The sequence below is a fragment of the Rhodococcoides sp. S146-33 genome (assembly GCF_059489205.1).
This window is the reverse complement of the sequence record NZ_JCAJWY010000002.1, coordinates 240745-257294: the sequence shown is the minus strand read 5'-3', so window position 1 is coordinate 257294 and position 16550 is coordinate 240745. Positions and strand designations below refer to the sequence as shown.

Annotated in this window: 13 protein-coding genes and 1 pseudogene; 6 read left to right on the top strand and 8 right to left on the bottom strand. The window is 64.0% G+C overall.

The window, feature by feature from the left end:
* The first annotated feature begins 76 nt into the window (after positions 1-76).
* A complete protein-coding gene (locus AC5WEY_RS09865) occupies positions 77-1288 on the top strand; it encodes an acyl-CoA dehydrogenase family protein (RefSeq protein WP_495645773.1) in 1212 nt (403 codons plus the stop codon).
* On the top strand, positions 1285-2310 hold the full coding sequence (locus AC5WEY_RS09860; protein ID WP_057476512.1) for a phosphotransferase family protein: 1026 nt from the start codon (positions 1285-1287) through the stop codon (positions 2308-2310). Before AC5WEY_RS09865 ends, AC5WEY_RS09860 begins: the two co-directional genes overlap by 4 nt.
* Before the next feature lie 7 nt (positions 2311-2317).
* Here the strand turns inward: AC5WEY_RS09860 and AC5WEY_RS09855 are convergent, their stop codons facing one another.
* Entirely contained in the window at positions 2318-3223 is a 906-nt protein-coding gene (locus tag AC5WEY_RS09855) for a glycoside hydrolase family protein (protein WP_495646522.1), read from the bottom strand.
* A gap of 113 nt (positions 3224-3336) precedes the next feature.
* Positions 3337-4944 (bottom strand): sensor domain-containing protein, encoded by a 1608-nt coding sequence (locus AC5WEY_RS09850; protein ID WP_495645772.1) that lies wholly within the window; start codon positions 4942-4944, stop codon positions 3337-3339.
* A 191-nt stretch (positions 4945-5135) separates the two neighbouring features.
* On the opposite strand from AC5WEY_RS09850, the gene AC5WEY_RS09845 reads away from it, so the two are divergent.
* Positions 5136-6290 (top strand): beta-ketoacyl synthase N-terminal-like domain-containing protein, encoded by a 1155-nt coding sequence (locus AC5WEY_RS09845; RefSeq protein ID WP_057476510.1) that lies wholly within the window; start codon positions 5136-5138, stop codon positions 6288-6290.
* Between the two features lie 11 nt (positions 6291-6301).
* On the opposite strand, the pseudogene AC5WEY_RS09840 reads toward AC5WEY_RS09845, so the two are convergent.
* Together AC5WEY_RS09840 and fdhA are read right to left on the bottom strand one after the other, a co-directional pair.
* A pseudogene (locus tag AC5WEY_RS09840) lies at positions 6302-6504 on the bottom strand (zinc-ribbon domain-containing protein).
* 109 nt (positions 6505-6613) lie between these two features.
* Positions 6614-7831 (bottom strand): formaldehyde dehydrogenase, glutathione-independent, encoded by a 1218-nt coding sequence (fdhA, locus tag AC5WEY_RS09835; protein WP_057476509.1) that lies wholly within the window; start codon positions 7829-7831, stop codon positions 6614-6616.
* Positions 7832-8041: 210 nt separating this feature from the next.
* Here fdhA and araB point away from each other — a divergent pair, with 210 nt between their 5' ends.
* Genes araB through araA form a run of 3 tightly spaced genes read left to right on the top strand, consistent with a single transcriptional unit; the run spans position 8042 to position 11913 of the window.
* The gene (gene araB / locus AC5WEY_RS09830) at positions 8042-9715 is read left to right on the top strand and encodes a ribulokinase (protein ID WP_495645771.1); all 1674 of its coding nucleotides are present in this window, start codon (positions 8042-8044) and stop codon (positions 9713-9715) included.
* On the top strand, positions 9712-10389 hold the full coding sequence (locus tag AC5WEY_RS09825; protein ID WP_495645770.1) for an L-ribulose-5-phosphate 4-epimerase: 678 nt from the start codon (positions 9712-9714) through the stop codon (positions 10387-10389). The genes araB and AC5WEY_RS09825 overlap by 4 nt, the downstream gene beginning before the upstream one ends.
* A 39-nt stretch (positions 10390-10428) precedes the next feature.
* On the top strand, positions 10429-11913 hold the full coding sequence (gene araA, locus AC5WEY_RS09820) for an L-arabinose isomerase (RefSeq protein ID WP_495645769.1): 1485 nt from the start codon (positions 10429-10431) through the stop codon (positions 11911-11913).
* Between the two features lie 18 nt (positions 11914-11931).
* Here araA and AC5WEY_RS09815 read toward each other — a convergent pair whose 3' ends face one another.
* From AC5WEY_RS09815 to AC5WEY_RS09800, 4 genes are all read right to left on the bottom strand, one after another.
* The gene (locus AC5WEY_RS09815) at positions 11932-12870 is read right to left on the bottom strand and encodes a TAXI family TRAP transporter solute-binding subunit (protein WP_495645768.1); all 939 of its coding nucleotides are present in this window, start codon (positions 12868-12870) and stop codon (positions 11932-11934) included.
* A 1-nt stretch (position 12871) separates the two neighbouring features.
* Complete coding sequence (locus tag AC5WEY_RS09810; RefSeq protein WP_495646521.1) at positions 12872-14260, bottom strand: MFS transporter; 1389 nt, start codon at positions 14258-14260, stop codon at positions 12872-12874.
* Between the two features lie 122 nt (positions 14261-14382).
* A complete protein-coding gene (locus AC5WEY_RS09805) occupies positions 14383-15783 on the bottom strand; it encodes a sensor histidine kinase (protein WP_495645767.1) in 1401 nt (466 codons plus the stop codon).
* Position 15784: 1 nt separating this feature from the next.
* Complete coding sequence (locus AC5WEY_RS09800) at positions 15785-16444, bottom strand: response regulator transcription factor (protein WP_495645766.1); 660 nt, start codon at positions 16442-16444, stop codon at positions 15785-15787.
* Positions 16445-16550 lie beyond the last annotated feature (106 nt).

The window sequence follows — 16550 nt, the reverse complement described above, 5'->3', positions numbered from 1 at the left end:
TGACCCTGGCGGGCAGTTGTGCCAACCTTCGAGGAACCGAGCGAGTGTTCGGTCGGTACTGAACTAGGAGCATATGGTGGCCATCGATCTGACGTACGACCCGGACATCGAGAAGCTGATCGACCGGACTCGCGCATTCACTCGAGACCACGTGCTTCCCATCGAGGACCGGTTTCTGGGCAACGTCACCGATGCCGGCGGCGACCGACTCCGCGTCGAGATGCAGGCGGCCGCGAAGGACGCGGGCGTCTTCGCACCACATGCGCCCGTCGAATACGGCGGCCACGGCCTGTCGATGAGCGACCGCGCCCCGGTGTTCGAGGAAGCCGGCTACTCACTGTTCGGCCCCATCGCACTGAACCTCGGTGCCCCCGACGAGGGCAACGTCCATATGCTCGCGCACATCGCGTCGGTGGCGCAGAAGGATCAATTCCTCGCTCCTCTCGCACAGGGAGACGTGCGTTCGGCTTTCGCGATGACCGAACCCGCACCCGGTGCCGGTTCCGATCCTGCGGCGTTGACCACCGCGGCCGAACGGGTCGAGGGTGGATGGAAGATCAACGGGCACAAATGGTTCATCACCGGCGCCGACGGTGCGGGGTTCTTCATCATCATGGCCCGAACATCGGGTAAGCCGGGCGATCGAGGCGGAGCAACGATGTTCCTGGCCCCCGCCGACACTGCCGGCATCACGGTCGGCCGACATATCGGCACCCTGGACAAGGCCATGATCGGCGGACACTGCGAGGTGTTCTTCGAGAACGTTTTCGTGCCCGACGAGAACGTGCTGGGAGCCGTCGACGAGGGATTCGCCTACGCCCAGGTTCGTCTGGGGCCGGCCCGCATGACCCATGTGATGCGCTGGCTCGGGGCCTCTCGGCGGGCCCACGACATCGCCGTCGCCCAGGTCGCTCGGCGTGAAGGATTCGGCGGCAAGCTCGGCGATCTCGGCATGGTGCAGAAGATGGTCGCAGACAACGAGATCGACATCGCCGCCACCCGCGCACTGTTGATCAAGGCGTGCTTCGAGCTGGACCGGGGTGGTCACGCGAGCAACGAGACATCCATCGCCAAGACGTTCGCAGCGGAGGCGATCTTCCGCATCGTCGACCGCAGCATCCAGATGTGCGGAGGGCTCGGCGTCTCGGACGATCTTCCGCTGGCGAGGCTCTCACGCGAAGTGCGGCCGTTCCGCGTCTACGACGGTCCGTCCGAGGTACATCGCTGGGCCATCGCGAAACGGACGATCGGTGCCGCCAAGCGCGCAGCGCGGGAGGCACAGTCGTGAGCGAGCTGCGGGGTATGAATCGCGATGCGCTCGAACGGTTCCTGCGCGAGAACGATATCGAGCTCGACGGCAGACTGTCGGTCGAGATGATCAGCGGTGGTCGCTCGAACCTCACCTACAAGGCGTACGACGACACCTCCACGTGGGTTGTTCGTCGTCCGCCCACCAGTGGCCTGACCCCATCGGCGCACGACATGGCCCGCGAATGGGCCGTCACCGAAGCTCTTGCATCCACCGACGTCCCCGTCGCCCGGACAGTCGCATTCGATCGCGACGGTTCGGTCCTCGGTGCACCGATGACCGTCGTCGAGTTCGTACCCGGTCGAGTCGTCCGTACGCGCGAGGACCTCTCCGACCTCACCGACACGCAGATCACGTCCAATGCAGAGGAACTGGTCCGGGTGCTCGCCAGGCTGCATGCCGTCGACCCCGCAGCCGTGGGCCTCGGCAGCTTCGGGCGACCCGACGGCTTCGTCACCCGTCAAGTCGCCACCTGGGCTCGGCAGTGGCAGAGCGTCAAGACTCGCGAGCTACCCGATGTCGATCGACTTCATCGCGCACTCGAGGCAGCGATACCGTCGCACTCGGCGTCGTCGATAGTCCACGGAGACTATCGCGTCGACAACACCATTCTCGATGCCGACAACGTCGGATCTGTTGCCGCAGTAGTCGACTGGGAGATGTCCACCCTCGGCGATCCCCTCACCGACGTAGCGCTGATGTGCATCTACCGCCAACCCGTGTTCGATGCGGTCCTGGGCGCGGACGCGGCGTGGACGAGCGACCGGTATCCCTCGGCCGACGACCTTGCACAGCAGTACGCCGCGGAATCGGGTCGCGAACTGCAGAATTGGGGCTTCTACCTCGCGCTGGCCAATTTCAAGCTCGGGGTGATCGGTGAGGGCATCACCCACCGTGCGCTGGCAGGTTCCGACACCGGTGCCGGTGCCCGTAACGCTGCAGACGCCACCGGTGAGTTCATCGCAGCCGGGCTCAGGGCGCTCTCCGGGACGAACGAGTAAGCGCGCCTCAGGCAGGTTCTCGCATCACGCCGATGTGGCGCACGGTTCCGGACAGGCCCGGGAGCTCCTTCGGTTCGGACCAGCCCACCATGTCCTTGCTGTCCGAGTAGAAGTACTTCTGGTTGGTGTAGTCGTCGTAGTAGAGCCGCCAGGTGCCGTCGGGCAACTCGACGACGGCGGGCCCTTCCTTCAAGGGACCGAAGTCTCGGAAGGTGGGATCCAGAACGTACGGACCACCGAGCGAGGGTGCGATCCAGTGCTCGATGACCTTCTTGTTCTCGCCCTTGGTGAATGCGTGGTAGACGGACCCCGCCTTCACCACCGTGGTGTCGATGTGATCGTTGATGATCCCCGTCAACGGGGTCGGCGAGCTCCATGTGGTCAGGCCTGGATCGGTCGCGGTCATCAGATACGGCACGAACCCGCCGCCGGCAGACAACGACACGATGATGCTGACGCGGTCACCCTCGACGAACCACTCGGGTGCCCAGGCCTTGGTGGCGAACGGCGACAGTGACGGTAGTTCCGATGAGCCCGCCGAGCCGGTGCCTGCTCCGGTACCGGGCAGAAGGAAGCAACAGAAGGGAATCGGAAGGTTCTGCAGGAACGTCCAATTGACGCGATCGGTGCTGCGCGCGAAGCCGATCTCCGCTCCTCCGCCCGTCGTGTACGTCACGTAGTACATGCCGTCGGTGTGCCTGAAGATGCTCGAATCACGCACCACACCGGCCGGCGGTCGGTACGCCCCGGTCTGCAGCGCGGTGTAGTTCGCGGCGTCGCTGGACTGGTAGACGTCCATGTCGCGGTCGCTGTCGTTGCTGAACGCCACCATCGTGTAACGCCACGCAGACGGTGCGGCGGTGCCGGTCCCCGCAGAGGAGAACAACAACCCCGCTACGGCGAGGACGACCATCGACACGGCGACCGATAACTTGCGAATGTTCGATGTCACCGATGCAGTATGTACGACTCACATGCACCATGCGTCACATCGAAAACCGGTACGACAAATCGTTACCGCCGTTGTTACCCCTGCGAGAGAAACTGCGTTGCGGGCTTGGACTGGTACATCTCGTGATCGGCGTCATCGAGGATGTCCATCGCGCTTCGGGTGTCGTCGCGATCGACGGCGACACCACCGATGCTCGCCGTCACCGTCAATACCCGTCCCCCGGTCGTGATGGGAGAGGCCAGTTCGGCGCGCACATCGTCGGCTTCGGTGCCCGCACGATGCGGAATCACTGCCACGAACTCGTCGCCACCGATACGTCCGACGAAGGCATCGGCCGGAAGCGCCCTGGTCAGACGTGCGGCAACCACACCGAGCACGGCGTCGCCGACGATATGTCCGTGCAGGTCGTTGATCGTCTTGAAGTTGTCGAGGTCTATGAACAGCACGGCCATCGCGTCGTCGCGAGCCGGCCGCGCCAGCTCTTCGTCGAGCCGTGCCAGGATCAGCGGCCGGTTCGGCAACCCGGTCAGATCGTCGTGCGTCGCGGCATGTTCGAGCTTCATGTTCATCCGGTAGGCATCGGTGATGTCGACGAACGTGGCGACTACGGAGGGGGCCTGGCTGCCCGAACTCAGCATCGTCGCCGTCAACGACAGCCAGAAGTTCCTGCCGTCTCGTCGACGCTCGACGCCGATCACCGCCTGGCTCGGTTGACCGGTCTTTCTCGTCACGGCGACCGGATGCTCGAACGGGTGAATCGGACTCTCGTCGGTGCCGTACACCCGAAATGGGAGGGATGACGCCCGCCCTGCCGTCTCGGCCCCGACCTGAAGGTCGAGGATGGTCTTCGCAGCGAGGTTCGCCGACTCGACTCGGCCGGTGTGATCGAGCACGACGACCCCGGCTTCGAGTGATTCCACGACCGCGGTGAAGTGGTCCTCGGCGCGTCTCACCGCGCTTCGGTCGGCGCACACCAACACCCAGCCGTCGGGCATCTCGGCCGCGGACACCACCACCGCGAGCGCGGTGCCGTCCGCATGACGATGCGACTCGCACAGCTGTCCACCGGCCCGAAGAATCGAGATCGGATCACACGGAACGCCGACCGCGTACGAGACGCTGCGACCGAGCACGCCGTCCGAGCACCTGCCGTACACCGATTCGGCGGCAGGGTTCCAACTCGACACCAGGCCGTCCGACGAAACACCCACGATGGCATCGCTGACGTGCTCGACCAAGGCGGCTTGGTACTGCAACGCCTTTTGTGCCGCCTTGTGCTCGGTGAGATCTCGCAGAATGACCTGAAACGCAGGCTCGCCGTTCCACACCGTGCGGACGGACACTGCTTCCATCGTCAGCGTCGTCCCGTCGAGTGCAAGTACCGTTGCTTCCGACGCTGCGCTGGCGGTGCCGTGAGTGTCGAGAGCGGCGATGCGCTCGAACATGGGCCCGATCGACTCGGCCGCGATGAAGTCCACGATCGGCCGACCTATGACGTCTCCGGCGCTTTCTGCGCGTAGATACCGCATGCCGGCAGGATTCAGATAGACCAGTACGCCCCGTCGGTGAACTCCGATCGCATCCGGTGAATGCTCGACCAGAACCCGGTAGCGGTCTGCCAATCCGGGCGACGCGGGACTCGATTCAGGGTCGCCGACGCTCGCGCGCTCCCCTGGGGCCATTCTCGGTCCTCGCGTTCGTAGACAGACGGTCAACACCCGATTGAACCATCAGATCGTATGTCGGTGCAGTTTCATGCCCGATATAGAACGAACGTCCCGTTCCCGACTGGACCGAGTACCGGTTTCAGGGGCTAAATCGAGGAGCGAGCCGAGTCCGGTTCGTATACCTCGCAAAGAAACGGATATCGACGATGAGTACTCAGGGGATCGACATCACCGGGATCGGTGCAGTGTCCGGCTACGGCTGGGGCACGGACGCGCTGTGGAATGGTCTCGCCTCGGGCAAGGCGGCGGCCAGTCTCCACCACGATCGCACTCGACCGGGCAGAAATCCGGTGTGGCTGGCGAAAGTACCCGAAGGTGGAGACCACGCCGATGGCAGTCGGTTCGGACGGGCGCTTCGTGGCGCCGCGCGCGAGGCGATCGACGACGCGATGTCACGGGGCTGGCGTCCGGGTCGACGTGTCGGTCTCATCCATGCGGTTGTCCTGGGAGAGGTGGACGAGTGGCGAAACTTCTACCTGGAGGACGGAGGCGAGCGCCGGGTTCGGGACTACTTGACACTGATGCCGTCGACGCCGGTGTCGCTGTTGATGCAGGAGTACGGCTTCCACGGCCCCGCAATGAACGTCTCGGCCATGTGTGCGTCGGGCAACGCGGGCCTACTGACCGCCAAGATGTGGCTCGATACCGGCTTCGTCGACGACGTCGTGTTCGTCGCCACCGATCTGTCGCTGACGCCGGAGAACATCGATCATTTCGTCAAACTCGGCGTCGGCGTCGTCGACGTGGAGCCCCAGGAGGGCTGCCGGCCGTTCCAGGAAGGCAGCCGAGGGTTCGGAATGGGCGAGGCGGCAACGGCTTTCGTTCTGTCCGATCGGAGCTCTGCGCCGTACGCTCGGGTATTGGGCGGTTCCATGACGCACGACGCCTTCCACGCCACCTCGATCGACCCGTCACTCACTCAGGTGCGGGCCTGTTTCGAGGAGGCGTTGTCCGACGCCGGCGTCACACCCAGCCAGGTGCGGTACCTCAATGCCCACGGACCCGGCACCGCGCAATGCGATGCAGCGGAGACGGAGATGTTGGAGACAGTGCTCGAGTCTCGCGCCCAGGTGTATTCGGTGAAGCCGTTGACCGGACATTGCCAGGGTGCGGCGTCGGCGATCGAAACCATCTCTGCGGTCATGGGATTCGAGCGCGCAATCGTGCCAGCGGCACCTCGGATCTCCGATGCCCATCCCCTGCTGATCGATGGATTCACCACTGCAGAACCGGGATTGACCGTCAAATCGTCATTGGGCATGGGCGGACACAACTCGGCGGTCGTGTTGGCTCCGGCGTGACTCTCGTTTCCTCACACTTGAGTGGCAGCTCCGCAGATTCCGCACTCTTCGAATTCGACGCGCTTCCACCGCGCGACCGGAACGAAGAACAGCGTGAACTGCTGGTACTGCTTCATCCGCATCCACTGAGTGGTGTTGTGGCATCGCGGGCAGTTCGCGTTGCGCCGGGGCCGACGTGTTTGCGCTTGCTGCCGAAACCGAAGAGTAGGAACATCACCCCAGCATAGGTGGCCCGAACGACCGCCCAACTCGGCGCAGTACACGTTCGAGCCACCATCGCATTCTCGCGATGGTGGCTCGAACGACTGCCGGGTCGGACGTAGTCAGCCGGCGATCATGCCGTGCGGGTCGATGACGAATTTCTGCGCGACACCACTGTCGAATTCGCGGTAGCCGCGTGGTGCATCGTCGAGCGTGATGACCGTGGCGTTCACAGCCTTGGCGATCGAAACTCGTTCCTTGAGAATTGCATTCATCAATTCGCGGTGGTAGCTCATCACCGGGCACTGCCCGGTGGCGAAGGACAGCGACTTGGCCCAACCGGTACCGAGACTGAGCGAGAGAGCGCCGCGCTGCGCAGCCTCGTCCACACCACCCGGATCGCCGGTGACGTACAGCCCTGGGATTCCGATGCCACCACCCGCCGTGGTGATGTCCATGAGCGAGTTGAGTACCGTCGCCGGTGCCTCGTGCGACGAATCTCCACCGTGACCGCGAGCTTCGAAGCCCACTGCGTCCACCGCGGCGTCGACCTCAGGGATGCCGAGAATCTGTTCGATCTGGTCCTGCGGTGCGCCCTTGCCGACGTCGACGGTCTCGCAGCCGAAGGTTCGCGCTTGGGCCAGCCTGTCGGCATTCATGTCGCCGACTATCACCACCGACGCGCCCAGCAGTTGCGCACCGACCGCAGCAGCGAGGCCGACTGGACCCGCACCGGCAATGTAGACCGTCGCACCGGGTTTCACTCCTGCGGTGACGGCTCCGTGAAATCCGGTGGGAAAGATGTCGGACAACATCGTCAGGTCCAGAATCTTCTCCAGCGCTTGGTCTCGGTCGGGAAACTTCAACAGGTTGAAGTCCGCGTACGGTGCCATGACGTACTCGGCCTGGCCTCCGACCCAACCGCCCATGTCCACGTACCCGAACGCCGAGCCGGGTCGATCGGGGTTCACGTTGAGGCAGATACCGGTCTTGCGCTCCTTGCAGTTTCGACACCGTCCACACGCGATGTTGAACGGCACCGAGCAGATGTCTCCTACCTTCAGGAATTCGACGTCACGTCCGACCTCGACGATTTCGCCGGTGATCTCATGGCCCAGTACGAGCCCCTCGGGTGCAGTCGTGCGCCCGCGAACCATGTGCTGGTCGCTGCCGCAGATGTTTGTCGAGACGACCTTCAGGATCACACCGTGTTCACATTTGCGGCCGACGTTGGCCGGGTTGACTCCGGGTCCGTCGGTCAGCTCGAGGCCCGGAAAGGCGATGTCCTGAACCTCCACCTTCCCAGGTCCGGCGTACGTGACTGCGCGGTTGTCTGCCATGAGCTCTCCTCTTCGGTGAGTGAAATGCATGACCAGCGGGCCGAGATCATCGACCGGACGCGGATGTGGTCTGCATCACACCAGTATGCACAGTTTTGCATGTGCGCGTCTGCGTAAAACCAAGAACGAGCGCTACTTGACTCACTCGATGTTAGCGCTCACACTATGTTGCACACGTCACAAGTCGGTGGCACAGCGAAGGAGATTTGCATGCTGGTGGACCAGTACACGGTAGGAGTGGATTACGGCACTCTCTCCGGCCGTGCAGTAGTCGTGCGCGTCTCCGACGGTGCCGAAATAGCATCTGCCGTACACGAATACCGCCACGCCGTGCTCGAGGAAACTCTGCCCGGCAGTACCGTCCGACTGCCCGACGCCTGGGCTCTGCAGGTACCGGACGACTATCGCGACGTCCTCCGCCACGCGGTTCCCGCAGCAGTAGCGGCCGCCGGAATTGCACCGGACCAGGTAGTGGGCATCGGTACCGACTTCACCGCCTGCACCATGGTGCCCACCTACGCGGACGGCACCCCGCTCAACGAAGACCCTCGATTCGCCGATCGACCACACGCATACGTCAAACTGTGGAAACACCATGCTGCGCAGGGACAGGCCGATCGCATCAACGACCTGGCCGCCCGACGCGGCGAGAGCTGGCTCCCCCGCTACGGAGGCTTGATCTCCTCGGAATGGGAATTCGCCAAAGCGCTGCAGATTCACGAGGAAGACGCCGAGATCTACGAGGCCATGGACCGTTGGGTCGAGGCAGCCGACTGGATCGTCTGGCAGCTGTGCGGAACCTACGTACGCAACGCCTGCACCGCGGGCTACAAGGGCATCTACCAGGACGGGAAATATCCCTCGATCGATTTCCTGACCGAGCTCGCGCCCGGTTTCGCTGGATTCGTCGCCGACAAACTCGATCAGCCTCTGGGCGAACTGGGCTCGCGCGCAGGCACATTGACCGCCGAAGCTGCGGCATGGACAGGGCTACCCGAGGGAATTGCCGTCGCGGTCGGCAACGTGGATGCTCACGTCACGGCACCGGCTGCGGGCGCAGTCGAGTCGGGTCGCATGGTCGCCATCATGGGAACTTCCACCTGCCACGTGATGAGTTCGACCGTGTTGACCGACGTTCCCGGCATGTGCGGCGTCGTCGACGGCGGCATCGTGGCCGGCTCCTACGGGTACGAGGCGGGCCAGAGTGGCGTCGGCGACATCTTCGGATGGTTCACGCGCACTTCGGTTCCCGCGTCGTACTCCGACGCAGCGGCGGCAGCCGGGGAGTCGGTGCACGAGTACCTCACTCGTCTCGCGGACATGCAGGACGTGGGCGAGCACGGTCTGGTCGCGCTCGACTGGCACAGCGGCAATCGGTCGGTGCTGGTCGATCACGAACTTTCCGGGCTGGTCGTCGGAACCACACTGGCCACTCGGCCCGAGGACACCTATCGCGCACTGCTCGAGGCTACGGCGTTCGGTACCCGCGTCATCGTCGAGACATTTCGTGACAGCGGCGTCCCGGTCGAGGAATTCGTCGTGGCCGGGGGTCTGGCCCGAAACCCACTGCTGATGCAGATCTACGCGGATGTACTGCGAATGCCGTTGTCCGTCATCGCTTCCGCGCAAGGACCCGCACTCGGCTCCGCCATCCAAGCCGCTGTAGCCGCGGGCTGCTATCCCGACGTGCCAGTCGCATCGAAATCGATGGGCAAGGTTCGCCGCGGTGCTTACGTTCCGGACGAGACACGATCGAAGGCGTACGACTCGCTGTACGAGATCTATCTGGAACTGCACGATCACTTCGGTCGACTCGTACCGACGATGCGCAGGCTGCGAACACTTCGACGCGCCGCCCTGACAAGGAAGCTGGACGCGAAATGACGGTGGTCGACGACGTCCGCGAGGTCGTCGAGGAAATCCGCAAGGACGTGTGCGCACTGCATGCGGAATTGGTGCGCTATGGACTGGTCGTGTGGACGGCCGGCAACGTGTCCGCGCGCGTTCCCGGACGAGATCTCATGGTCATCAAACCCAGCGGCGTCTCCTACGACGAACTGACGCCGGACAACATGGTGGTGTGCGATCTGCACGGTCGAGTGGTCGAAGGTGAGCATGCGCCCTCCTCGGACACCGAGGCACAGGCATACGTCTATCGCCACCTCGACCACATCAACGGTGTGGTGCACACTCATTCGCCCTATGCAGTCGCATGGGCTGCGCGAGGAGAACCCATTCCGGTCGTCACCACGATGTGCGCCGACGAATTCGGTGGCGACATTCCGGTGGGTCCGTTCGCCGTCATCGGCGACGACTCGATCGGCCGCGGCATCGTCGACACCCTGGCCGGGAGTCGGTCTCCCGCCGTCCTGATGCAGAACCATGGAGTGTTCGCAGTGGGACCCAACGCTCGATCCGCCGTCAAGGCGGCGGTCATGTGCGAGGACGTTGCACGGTCGGTGCATCTGTCTTACCAACTGGGACAACCACTTCGCATTCCGAGCTCCTCGGTCGACGCACTGTACGACCGATACCAGAACGTCTACGGCCAGCGCTGACCAGCGCCACGCACTCTTTCCACGGAAGGCACATTCTCCATGTCCGAAGTATGGTTTCTCACCGGCAGCCAAGGCCTCTACGGTCCCGAAACGCTCGAGCAGGTAGCAGTCCAATCACAAGAGATCGCAGACAAACTCGACGACGCCCTACCGGTGTCCGTCGTCTGGAAGCCGGTGCTGCTCGACGCGTCCGCGATCCTGCGGTGCATGCGCGAGGCCAACGCCGCCGAGGACTGCATCGGCGTCGTCACCTGGATGCACACCTTCTCCCCCGCCAAGATGTGGATCGCAGGCCTCGACGCACTGGACGTTCCGCTGCTGCACCTGCACACCCAAGCCGGAATGTCGTTGCCGTGGTCCACGATCGACATGGAGTTCATGAATCTGAACCAGGCTGCGCACGGTGATCGCGAATTCGGGCACATCGAATCCAGGGTCGGCGTCCTGCGGACCACCGTGGCAGGCCACGTCGACAATCCGTCGGTACGGACGCGGGCGGAGCACTGGGCACGTGCGGCACTCGGCCGAGCCGAGTTGCGATCGCTGAAGCTGGCCCGCTTCGGCGACAACATGCGCGACGTCGCGGTCACCGAGGGCGACAAGGTCGAGGCACAACTACGCTTCGGCGTCTCCGTGAACACCTACGGCGTCAACGATCTCGTGGACGTGGTCGACAGCGTCGGTGATTCGGCCGTCTCCGAACTCGTCGACGAATATCGGTCGCTCTACGACATCGCCCCCAGTCTCGACAAGGAAGGTGACCGCCACGACTCCCTCCGCTACGGCGCCCGCGTCGAAGCCGGTCTGCGGCAGTTCCTGACCGACGGTGGATTCAAGGCATTCACCACCAACTTCGAGGACCTCGGTGGGCTTCGCCAGTTGCCGGGGCTCGCAGTGCAACGACTGATGGCCGACGGCTACGGATTCGGCGGCGAGGGCGACTGGAAGACCTCGATGTTGTTGCGCGGCATGAAGGTGATGGCCGATGGACTCGACGGGGGCACGTCCTTCATGGAGGACTACACCTACCATCTGGTGCCCGGAGAGGAGAAGATCCTCGGTGCCCACATGCTGGAGGTGTGCCCGTCCATCACGACGTCGCGCCCAACGCTGGAAATCCACCCCCTGTCGATCGGCGGCCGTGAAGATCCGGTGCGGCTGCGATTCACCGCAGATCCGGGACACGGGGTCGTCGTCGGGCTGTCCGACGTCGGTGAGCGATTCCGATTGACGGCCAACGTGATCGACGTCGTCGAACCCGACGAAGCATTGCCGAAACTGCCCGTGGCCTGCGCAGTGTGGGAACCGCAACCGTCACTGTCGGTATCGGCCGAATCATGGTTGACCGCCGGCGCACCCCACCACACTGTTCTGAGCACGGCCATCGGTCTGCCCGTACTGGAAGCATTCTCGGACATGATCGGAGTCGAGCTGCTCGCCATCGATTCCGGCACCACTACTCGTGGGTTCCAGCAGACATTGCGATGGAACGCGGCCTACCACCGACTGGCTGCGAGGTTGTGACCTGGTAGCGCCCGTCGATCACCCGTGTCGTCGGCGGTATTCCTGCTCGGCTCCGGGGTGCAGGGGAATGCTTCCGGTCATGACGAGCGATCGGGCGTCGAGGAACTGACTGCCGACCGCCTGCCCCGGAACCAGTGCGGACGATCGATCCAGCAGTACTCCCACCAATGTCGCGACAACGCCGTCGGGCACCGCGGGGTGCGCCAAAAGCACGTTCGGAATCCCGACGGTGGTCACCTCCGGATGCTCGCCGTATACGTTCGCCGGAACGAGCACCGCCTCGTAGGCGGTACCGAATTCGCGGCGAAGATCAGCGACGACGGCTCCCAGATCGAGCAAGCGGATCGCGGTGCGTGGCTCGGCGAACGCCGGAGTCGGCAATCCACCAGCCCACATCACCGCGTCGATCTTGTTGTCGGCCAACGCATCTGCGGCCGAGGTCATCGACAACTCGACCTGCTCGACCGCAGCCGATCCGGAGACGCCCACCGCTTCGAGAACCCGTTGCGACACCATGGTCGCACCGGACCCCGTGGCTCCGATACTCACCCGACGCCCTCGCAGATCACCTGCAGTCCGAATGTCGGAGTCCGCTCGTACTGCTACCTGGAAATAGTTCTCGTACACGCACCCGACCGCCACGAGATCTGCGCTCGGATGGCTGTACGCCGCATCGATGAGAGTCAGCGCCAATTCGGCCCGTCCGGCATCGAGCGCCTCGAGGTTGTCGAGGGAGCCGGCCGACGTCAGCGGAACGACCTCCGCTGCACCGGTGTCTGCGGCACCATCTGCCAACAGTCCGGCGAACTCCCAGAAAAAGCCGCCGACCTCACCGGCGGCGAGACGCAACCGTGGCGGCGGGTCCGAAGCGCACGCTCCCGTCGCAACGGCCACCGAGGAAACGAGAGCGGCCCGCAGAGCTGTCCTTCGAGAGAACAACGCTGCGGGCCGAAACATGTCACTTACTGTAAGACGCCACAGGTCGCTCGAATGCGCGCCCCTGCTCTCGGTCGAGCACGGTCTCCGTCTTGTTCCGCAGCACGAAGATGTACACCAGCAGCGAGATCGCGATGACGATCGTCACGTAGAGGATGAACCAGCCGACGTGCTCACCGTTCTTCGCGGCCTGATAGATCAGCGGAGCGGTACCGCCGAAGGCAGAGTTCGCGAGTGCGTATCCCAAACCGACCCCGAGAGCACGGATGTGCGAAGGGAACAGCTCGGCTTTGACGATCGCATTGATCGACGTGTAGCCGGTGAGAATGACGTAGCCGACGCAGACCAACGCCAGCGACTGCACCACCGACGTCGCCGACGGCAGGTAGGTGATGAGCACGTAGGTGTACAGCACGCCGCCGACGCCGAAGAATACGAGCAGCGGCTTGCGGCCCACCTTGTCGCTGATCAACCCGCCGATGGGCTGCAGCAGCATGAGGAAGACCAACCCGAACAGGTTGATCCATGTTCCGGTCATTCCGCGGTCCTCGTAGGCAGCCTTGATCATCGAGGGTGCGTTGACGCTGTAGGTGTAGAACGCGATGGTGCCGCCGGCGGTCACCATGAAGCAGATCAGCAGGGCGCGCCAGTGCTTGGTGACCAGTTCTCTCATGGATCCCGAAGATTGATCGGCTCCGCTACGAACGGCCTCGAGCTGATCCTTGGTGAGCGACTCGTCCATACTGCGGCGCAACCAGAAGACGACCACGGCGGCGACGCCGCCGATGAAGAACGCGATCCGCCAACCGAAGTCCTCGATCTGCTCCCGCTCGAAGAAGACCTGCATCAACAGCAGCGTCACCTGCGCCAGAACGTGTCCGCCGATCAGCGTGACGTATTGGAACGAGGAGAAGAAGCCGCGACGCTCACGGGTGGCCGCCTCGGACATGTAGGTGGCCGACGCTCCGTACTCACCACCGGTGGCGAAGCCCTGCACCAGACGGCACAGGATGAGGATGACGGCGGCCCACACGCCGATACTCTCCCGCCCGGGGGTGAACGCGATGACCATCGAGCATGCCGCCATCAGCGAGACACTGAACGTCAACGCGGCACGACGGCCTCTGCGGTCTGCGTAGCGTCCGAAGAACCACGAACCGACCGGACGCATCAGGAAGGTGACAGCGAAGATGCCGTAGACGTAGATCGTCGAGTTCTTGTCTGCCGAATCGAAGAATTGATTCTCGAAATACGTCGCGAAGACGGTGTAGACGTACACGTCGTACCACTCGACGAGGTTGCCCGACGACCCACGCAATGTGTTGTAGACGGCGCGACGGGTGGCGGCGGGAGACGAGACCGGCGGTGTCGGACGAGATGAACCAGCGGTCGAGGTGGCCTCGTTGGCCATGGGCAGGTCCTTCCACGGATAGTTGTCGGGTGGGTCACCGAACTCGCTTCGGCAACCGAGTCCCTCCACTGTGACCCCCAGCACAGCCAGAACCAAGCTGTTTCGCGATTCCTAACACTCCCTTAGGAAACGGCCCTCGGTAGCCGAATCTCGACATGCAGTCCCGATGGACGACGAGACACGACCCGGAGGGATCCGCCCGCCCGGTCGGTGAGCGCATGGACGATGGACAGACCGAGGCCGGTTCCATCGCCGTGCGCAGTCGACGCCCGAAAGAATCGATCGACGACGTTCGGCAGCTCGTCGTCAGGAACGCCGGGCCCGGTATCGGAAACCCACACCGTGATGTCGGTGTCCGATGTTCGACGTCCGATCTCGACGTGCGAACCTGCCCCCGCGTACTTGGTGGCGTTGCTCAGTAGGGCATCGAAGATCCGAGTCAGGTCGTCCTCGGACATCGTCACTCGGCCGTCGTCCTCGGACTCCTGCAACGAGACGTGGACACTCATGCCTGCCAGCACTACTGCGTTCGACCAGAACTCCGCCCGATCCGCAATGACTTCGCTCGGATCACACCCTGTCGATCGCGTGCCGGACGGGGCTTCGGCGGCCGCGAGAGCGAGCAGGTCTTCGACGACGGCACTGAGGCGGTCGACCTCGAGGGTGGTCCGACGGTGCGATTCGGCTGCCGAATCGGGCACACGCATCCCGAGCACGTCCATTCGTATCCTCAACGCAGCCAACGGGTTACGGAGCGAGTGAGCAGTATCTGCAACCAATCTGCGCTGCGCCGCGGTAGCTGCCTCCACATCGTCGGCCATGGCGTCGAAGGCCCGGGACAGCTCGCGAACCTCCGGTGGCCCGTCGTAAGCGGCCGGCTTCGTCGTCGGTGCCTCGTCGACCGGTAGCCGATCGTGGAACTTGCCGCCGAACGAATGAACGCGCGAGGACAATGCAGTCAGGGGCCGAACGACCCAGCGTGACAACGCAACAGCGATCACCGCCACCGTTGCGAGAATCAGGAGAGCTCCGCCGGCGATCACCATCCAGGCAGTACCGACATCCCGACGTGCCGAGGCAGTCGACGCCTCGAGGACCACCGCGCCGTCCACCTGGGTTCCGCCGCCGACCGGTGCGGCGATCAACGCCGTCGGCTGCGACCACGGCACCAGACTCGACGGCATCTCACCCCGTTGATTTCGCAATGCTCCTGCGATTGCCTCCTGCACGTCGGCCCGTTCGAAATCCAGGCCGGAAAGCGCACGCGCCTGCCCGTTGCGATCGACGACGGCGATTCCCTCGCCGTACAGAGTGCTGTAACGCTGAACAGATTCCTGAAGGCGAGGGATCCCGGACCGGTCCTCACGCGACCCCAGATCTGCGAAAAACGTTGCCGCGGCTGTCCTGTTCTCGGCGAATCGCTGGGTCCGCTCCCGGCCCACCAGCAGAGCCAACGGGACCGCCAACGCCAGCACGACGACGGTCGAGTAGATCATCAGCACCATCAGTACACGCAGTCGCACGTCAGCCGTCCCAGCGGTAGCCGAAGCCGCGAATGGTGACGATGGTGCCGGGCCGATCGAGCTTGGAGCGCAACGCCGTCATGTGCACATCGAGCGTCCGCGAAATCGCAACGTACGCATCACCCCAGATGGCGTCCATCAACTGTTCCCGGCTGACTGCTTCGCCGCGCCGAGTCACCAGATGCGCCAGCAGATCGAATTCCTTCGTGGTCAGCGCGATGTCTCGTCCGTCGACGTCGACCTCTCGACCGACCAGGTCGACGACGATGTCGCCGAGAACCAGCCTGTCTGCGCCGACATCACTCGTGGTGCTCCGACGCCGCGCCGCCACCTCGAGCCGCGCATGCAACTCCCCCAACCGAGCCGGCTTGACGACGTAATCGTCGGCACCGGTGCGCAGAGCACGCACCACCGACCGCTCGTCGTCGCGTGCGGTGAGTACCACAACCGGAATCGAAGTCAGGGTCCGTAGCTTACGAAGGACGTCGAGGCCGTCCATGTCCGGTAGCCCGAGATCCAGGAGCACGATGTCCATCCGGTGATAGCCCAGGAGCACGTCGGCACCGCGGCGCATGCGGACAGGGGCGTGCCCCACCTCGGTCAACGCGTCCACCAACGCGTCGCCGACGCCGTCGTCGTCCTCCACTACCGCGATGCGCATCGACCTCGAGATTAGGCCACGGCCGCTTCGCCCCCTGGCGTGACCATGACGATCCCGAGCAATGCGAGCCCTACAGGGGTTCTAGTTAGGTTCGGCATTCCTTATA

What these genes read in the sequence shown, in the direction of transcription:
- AC5WEY_RS09800 (WP_495645766.1), bottom strand. Translation starts at nt 16,444, where the DNA reads ATGCGCATCGCGGTAGTGGAGGACGACGACGGCGTCGGCGACGCGTTG.
- AC5WEY_RS09815 (WP_495645768.1), bottom strand. Translation starts at nt 12,870, where the DNA reads ATGTTTCGGCCCGCAGCGTTGTTCTCTCGAAGGACAGCTCTGCGGGCC.
- AC5WEY_RS09810 (WP_495646521.1), bottom strand. Translation starts at nt 14,260, where the DNA reads ATGGCCAACGAGGCCACCTCGACCGCTGGTTCATCTCGTCCGACACCG.
- AC5WEY_RS09855 (WP_495646522.1), bottom strand. Translation starts at nt 3,223, where the DNA reads ATGGTCGTCCTCGCCGTAGCGGGGTTGTTGTTCTCCTCTGCGGGGACC.
- AC5WEY_RS09850 (WP_495645772.1), bottom strand. Translation starts at nt 4,944, where the DNA reads ATGGCCCCAGGGGAGCGCGCGAGCGTCGGCGACCCTGAATCGAGTCCC.
- fdhA (WP_057476509.1), bottom strand. Translation starts at nt 7,831, where the DNA reads ATGGCAGACAACCGCGCAGTCACGTACGCCGGACCTGGGAAGGTGGAG.
- araA (WP_495645769.1), top strand. Translation starts at nt 10,429, where the DNA reads ATGTCCGAAGTATGGTTTCTCACCGGCAGCCAAGGCCTCTACGGTCCC.
- AC5WEY_RS09845 (WP_057476510.1), top strand. Translation starts at nt 5,136, where the DNA reads ATGAGTACTCAGGGGATCGACATCACCGGGATCGGTGCAGTGTCCGGC.
- araB (WP_495645771.1), top strand. Translation starts at nt 8,042, where the DNA reads ATGCTGGTGGACCAGTACACGGTAGGAGTGGATTACGGCACTCTCTCC.
- AC5WEY_RS09825 (WP_495645770.1), top strand. Translation starts at nt 9,712, where the DNA reads ATGACGGTGGTCGACGACGTCCGCGAGGTCGTCGAGGAAATCCGCAAG.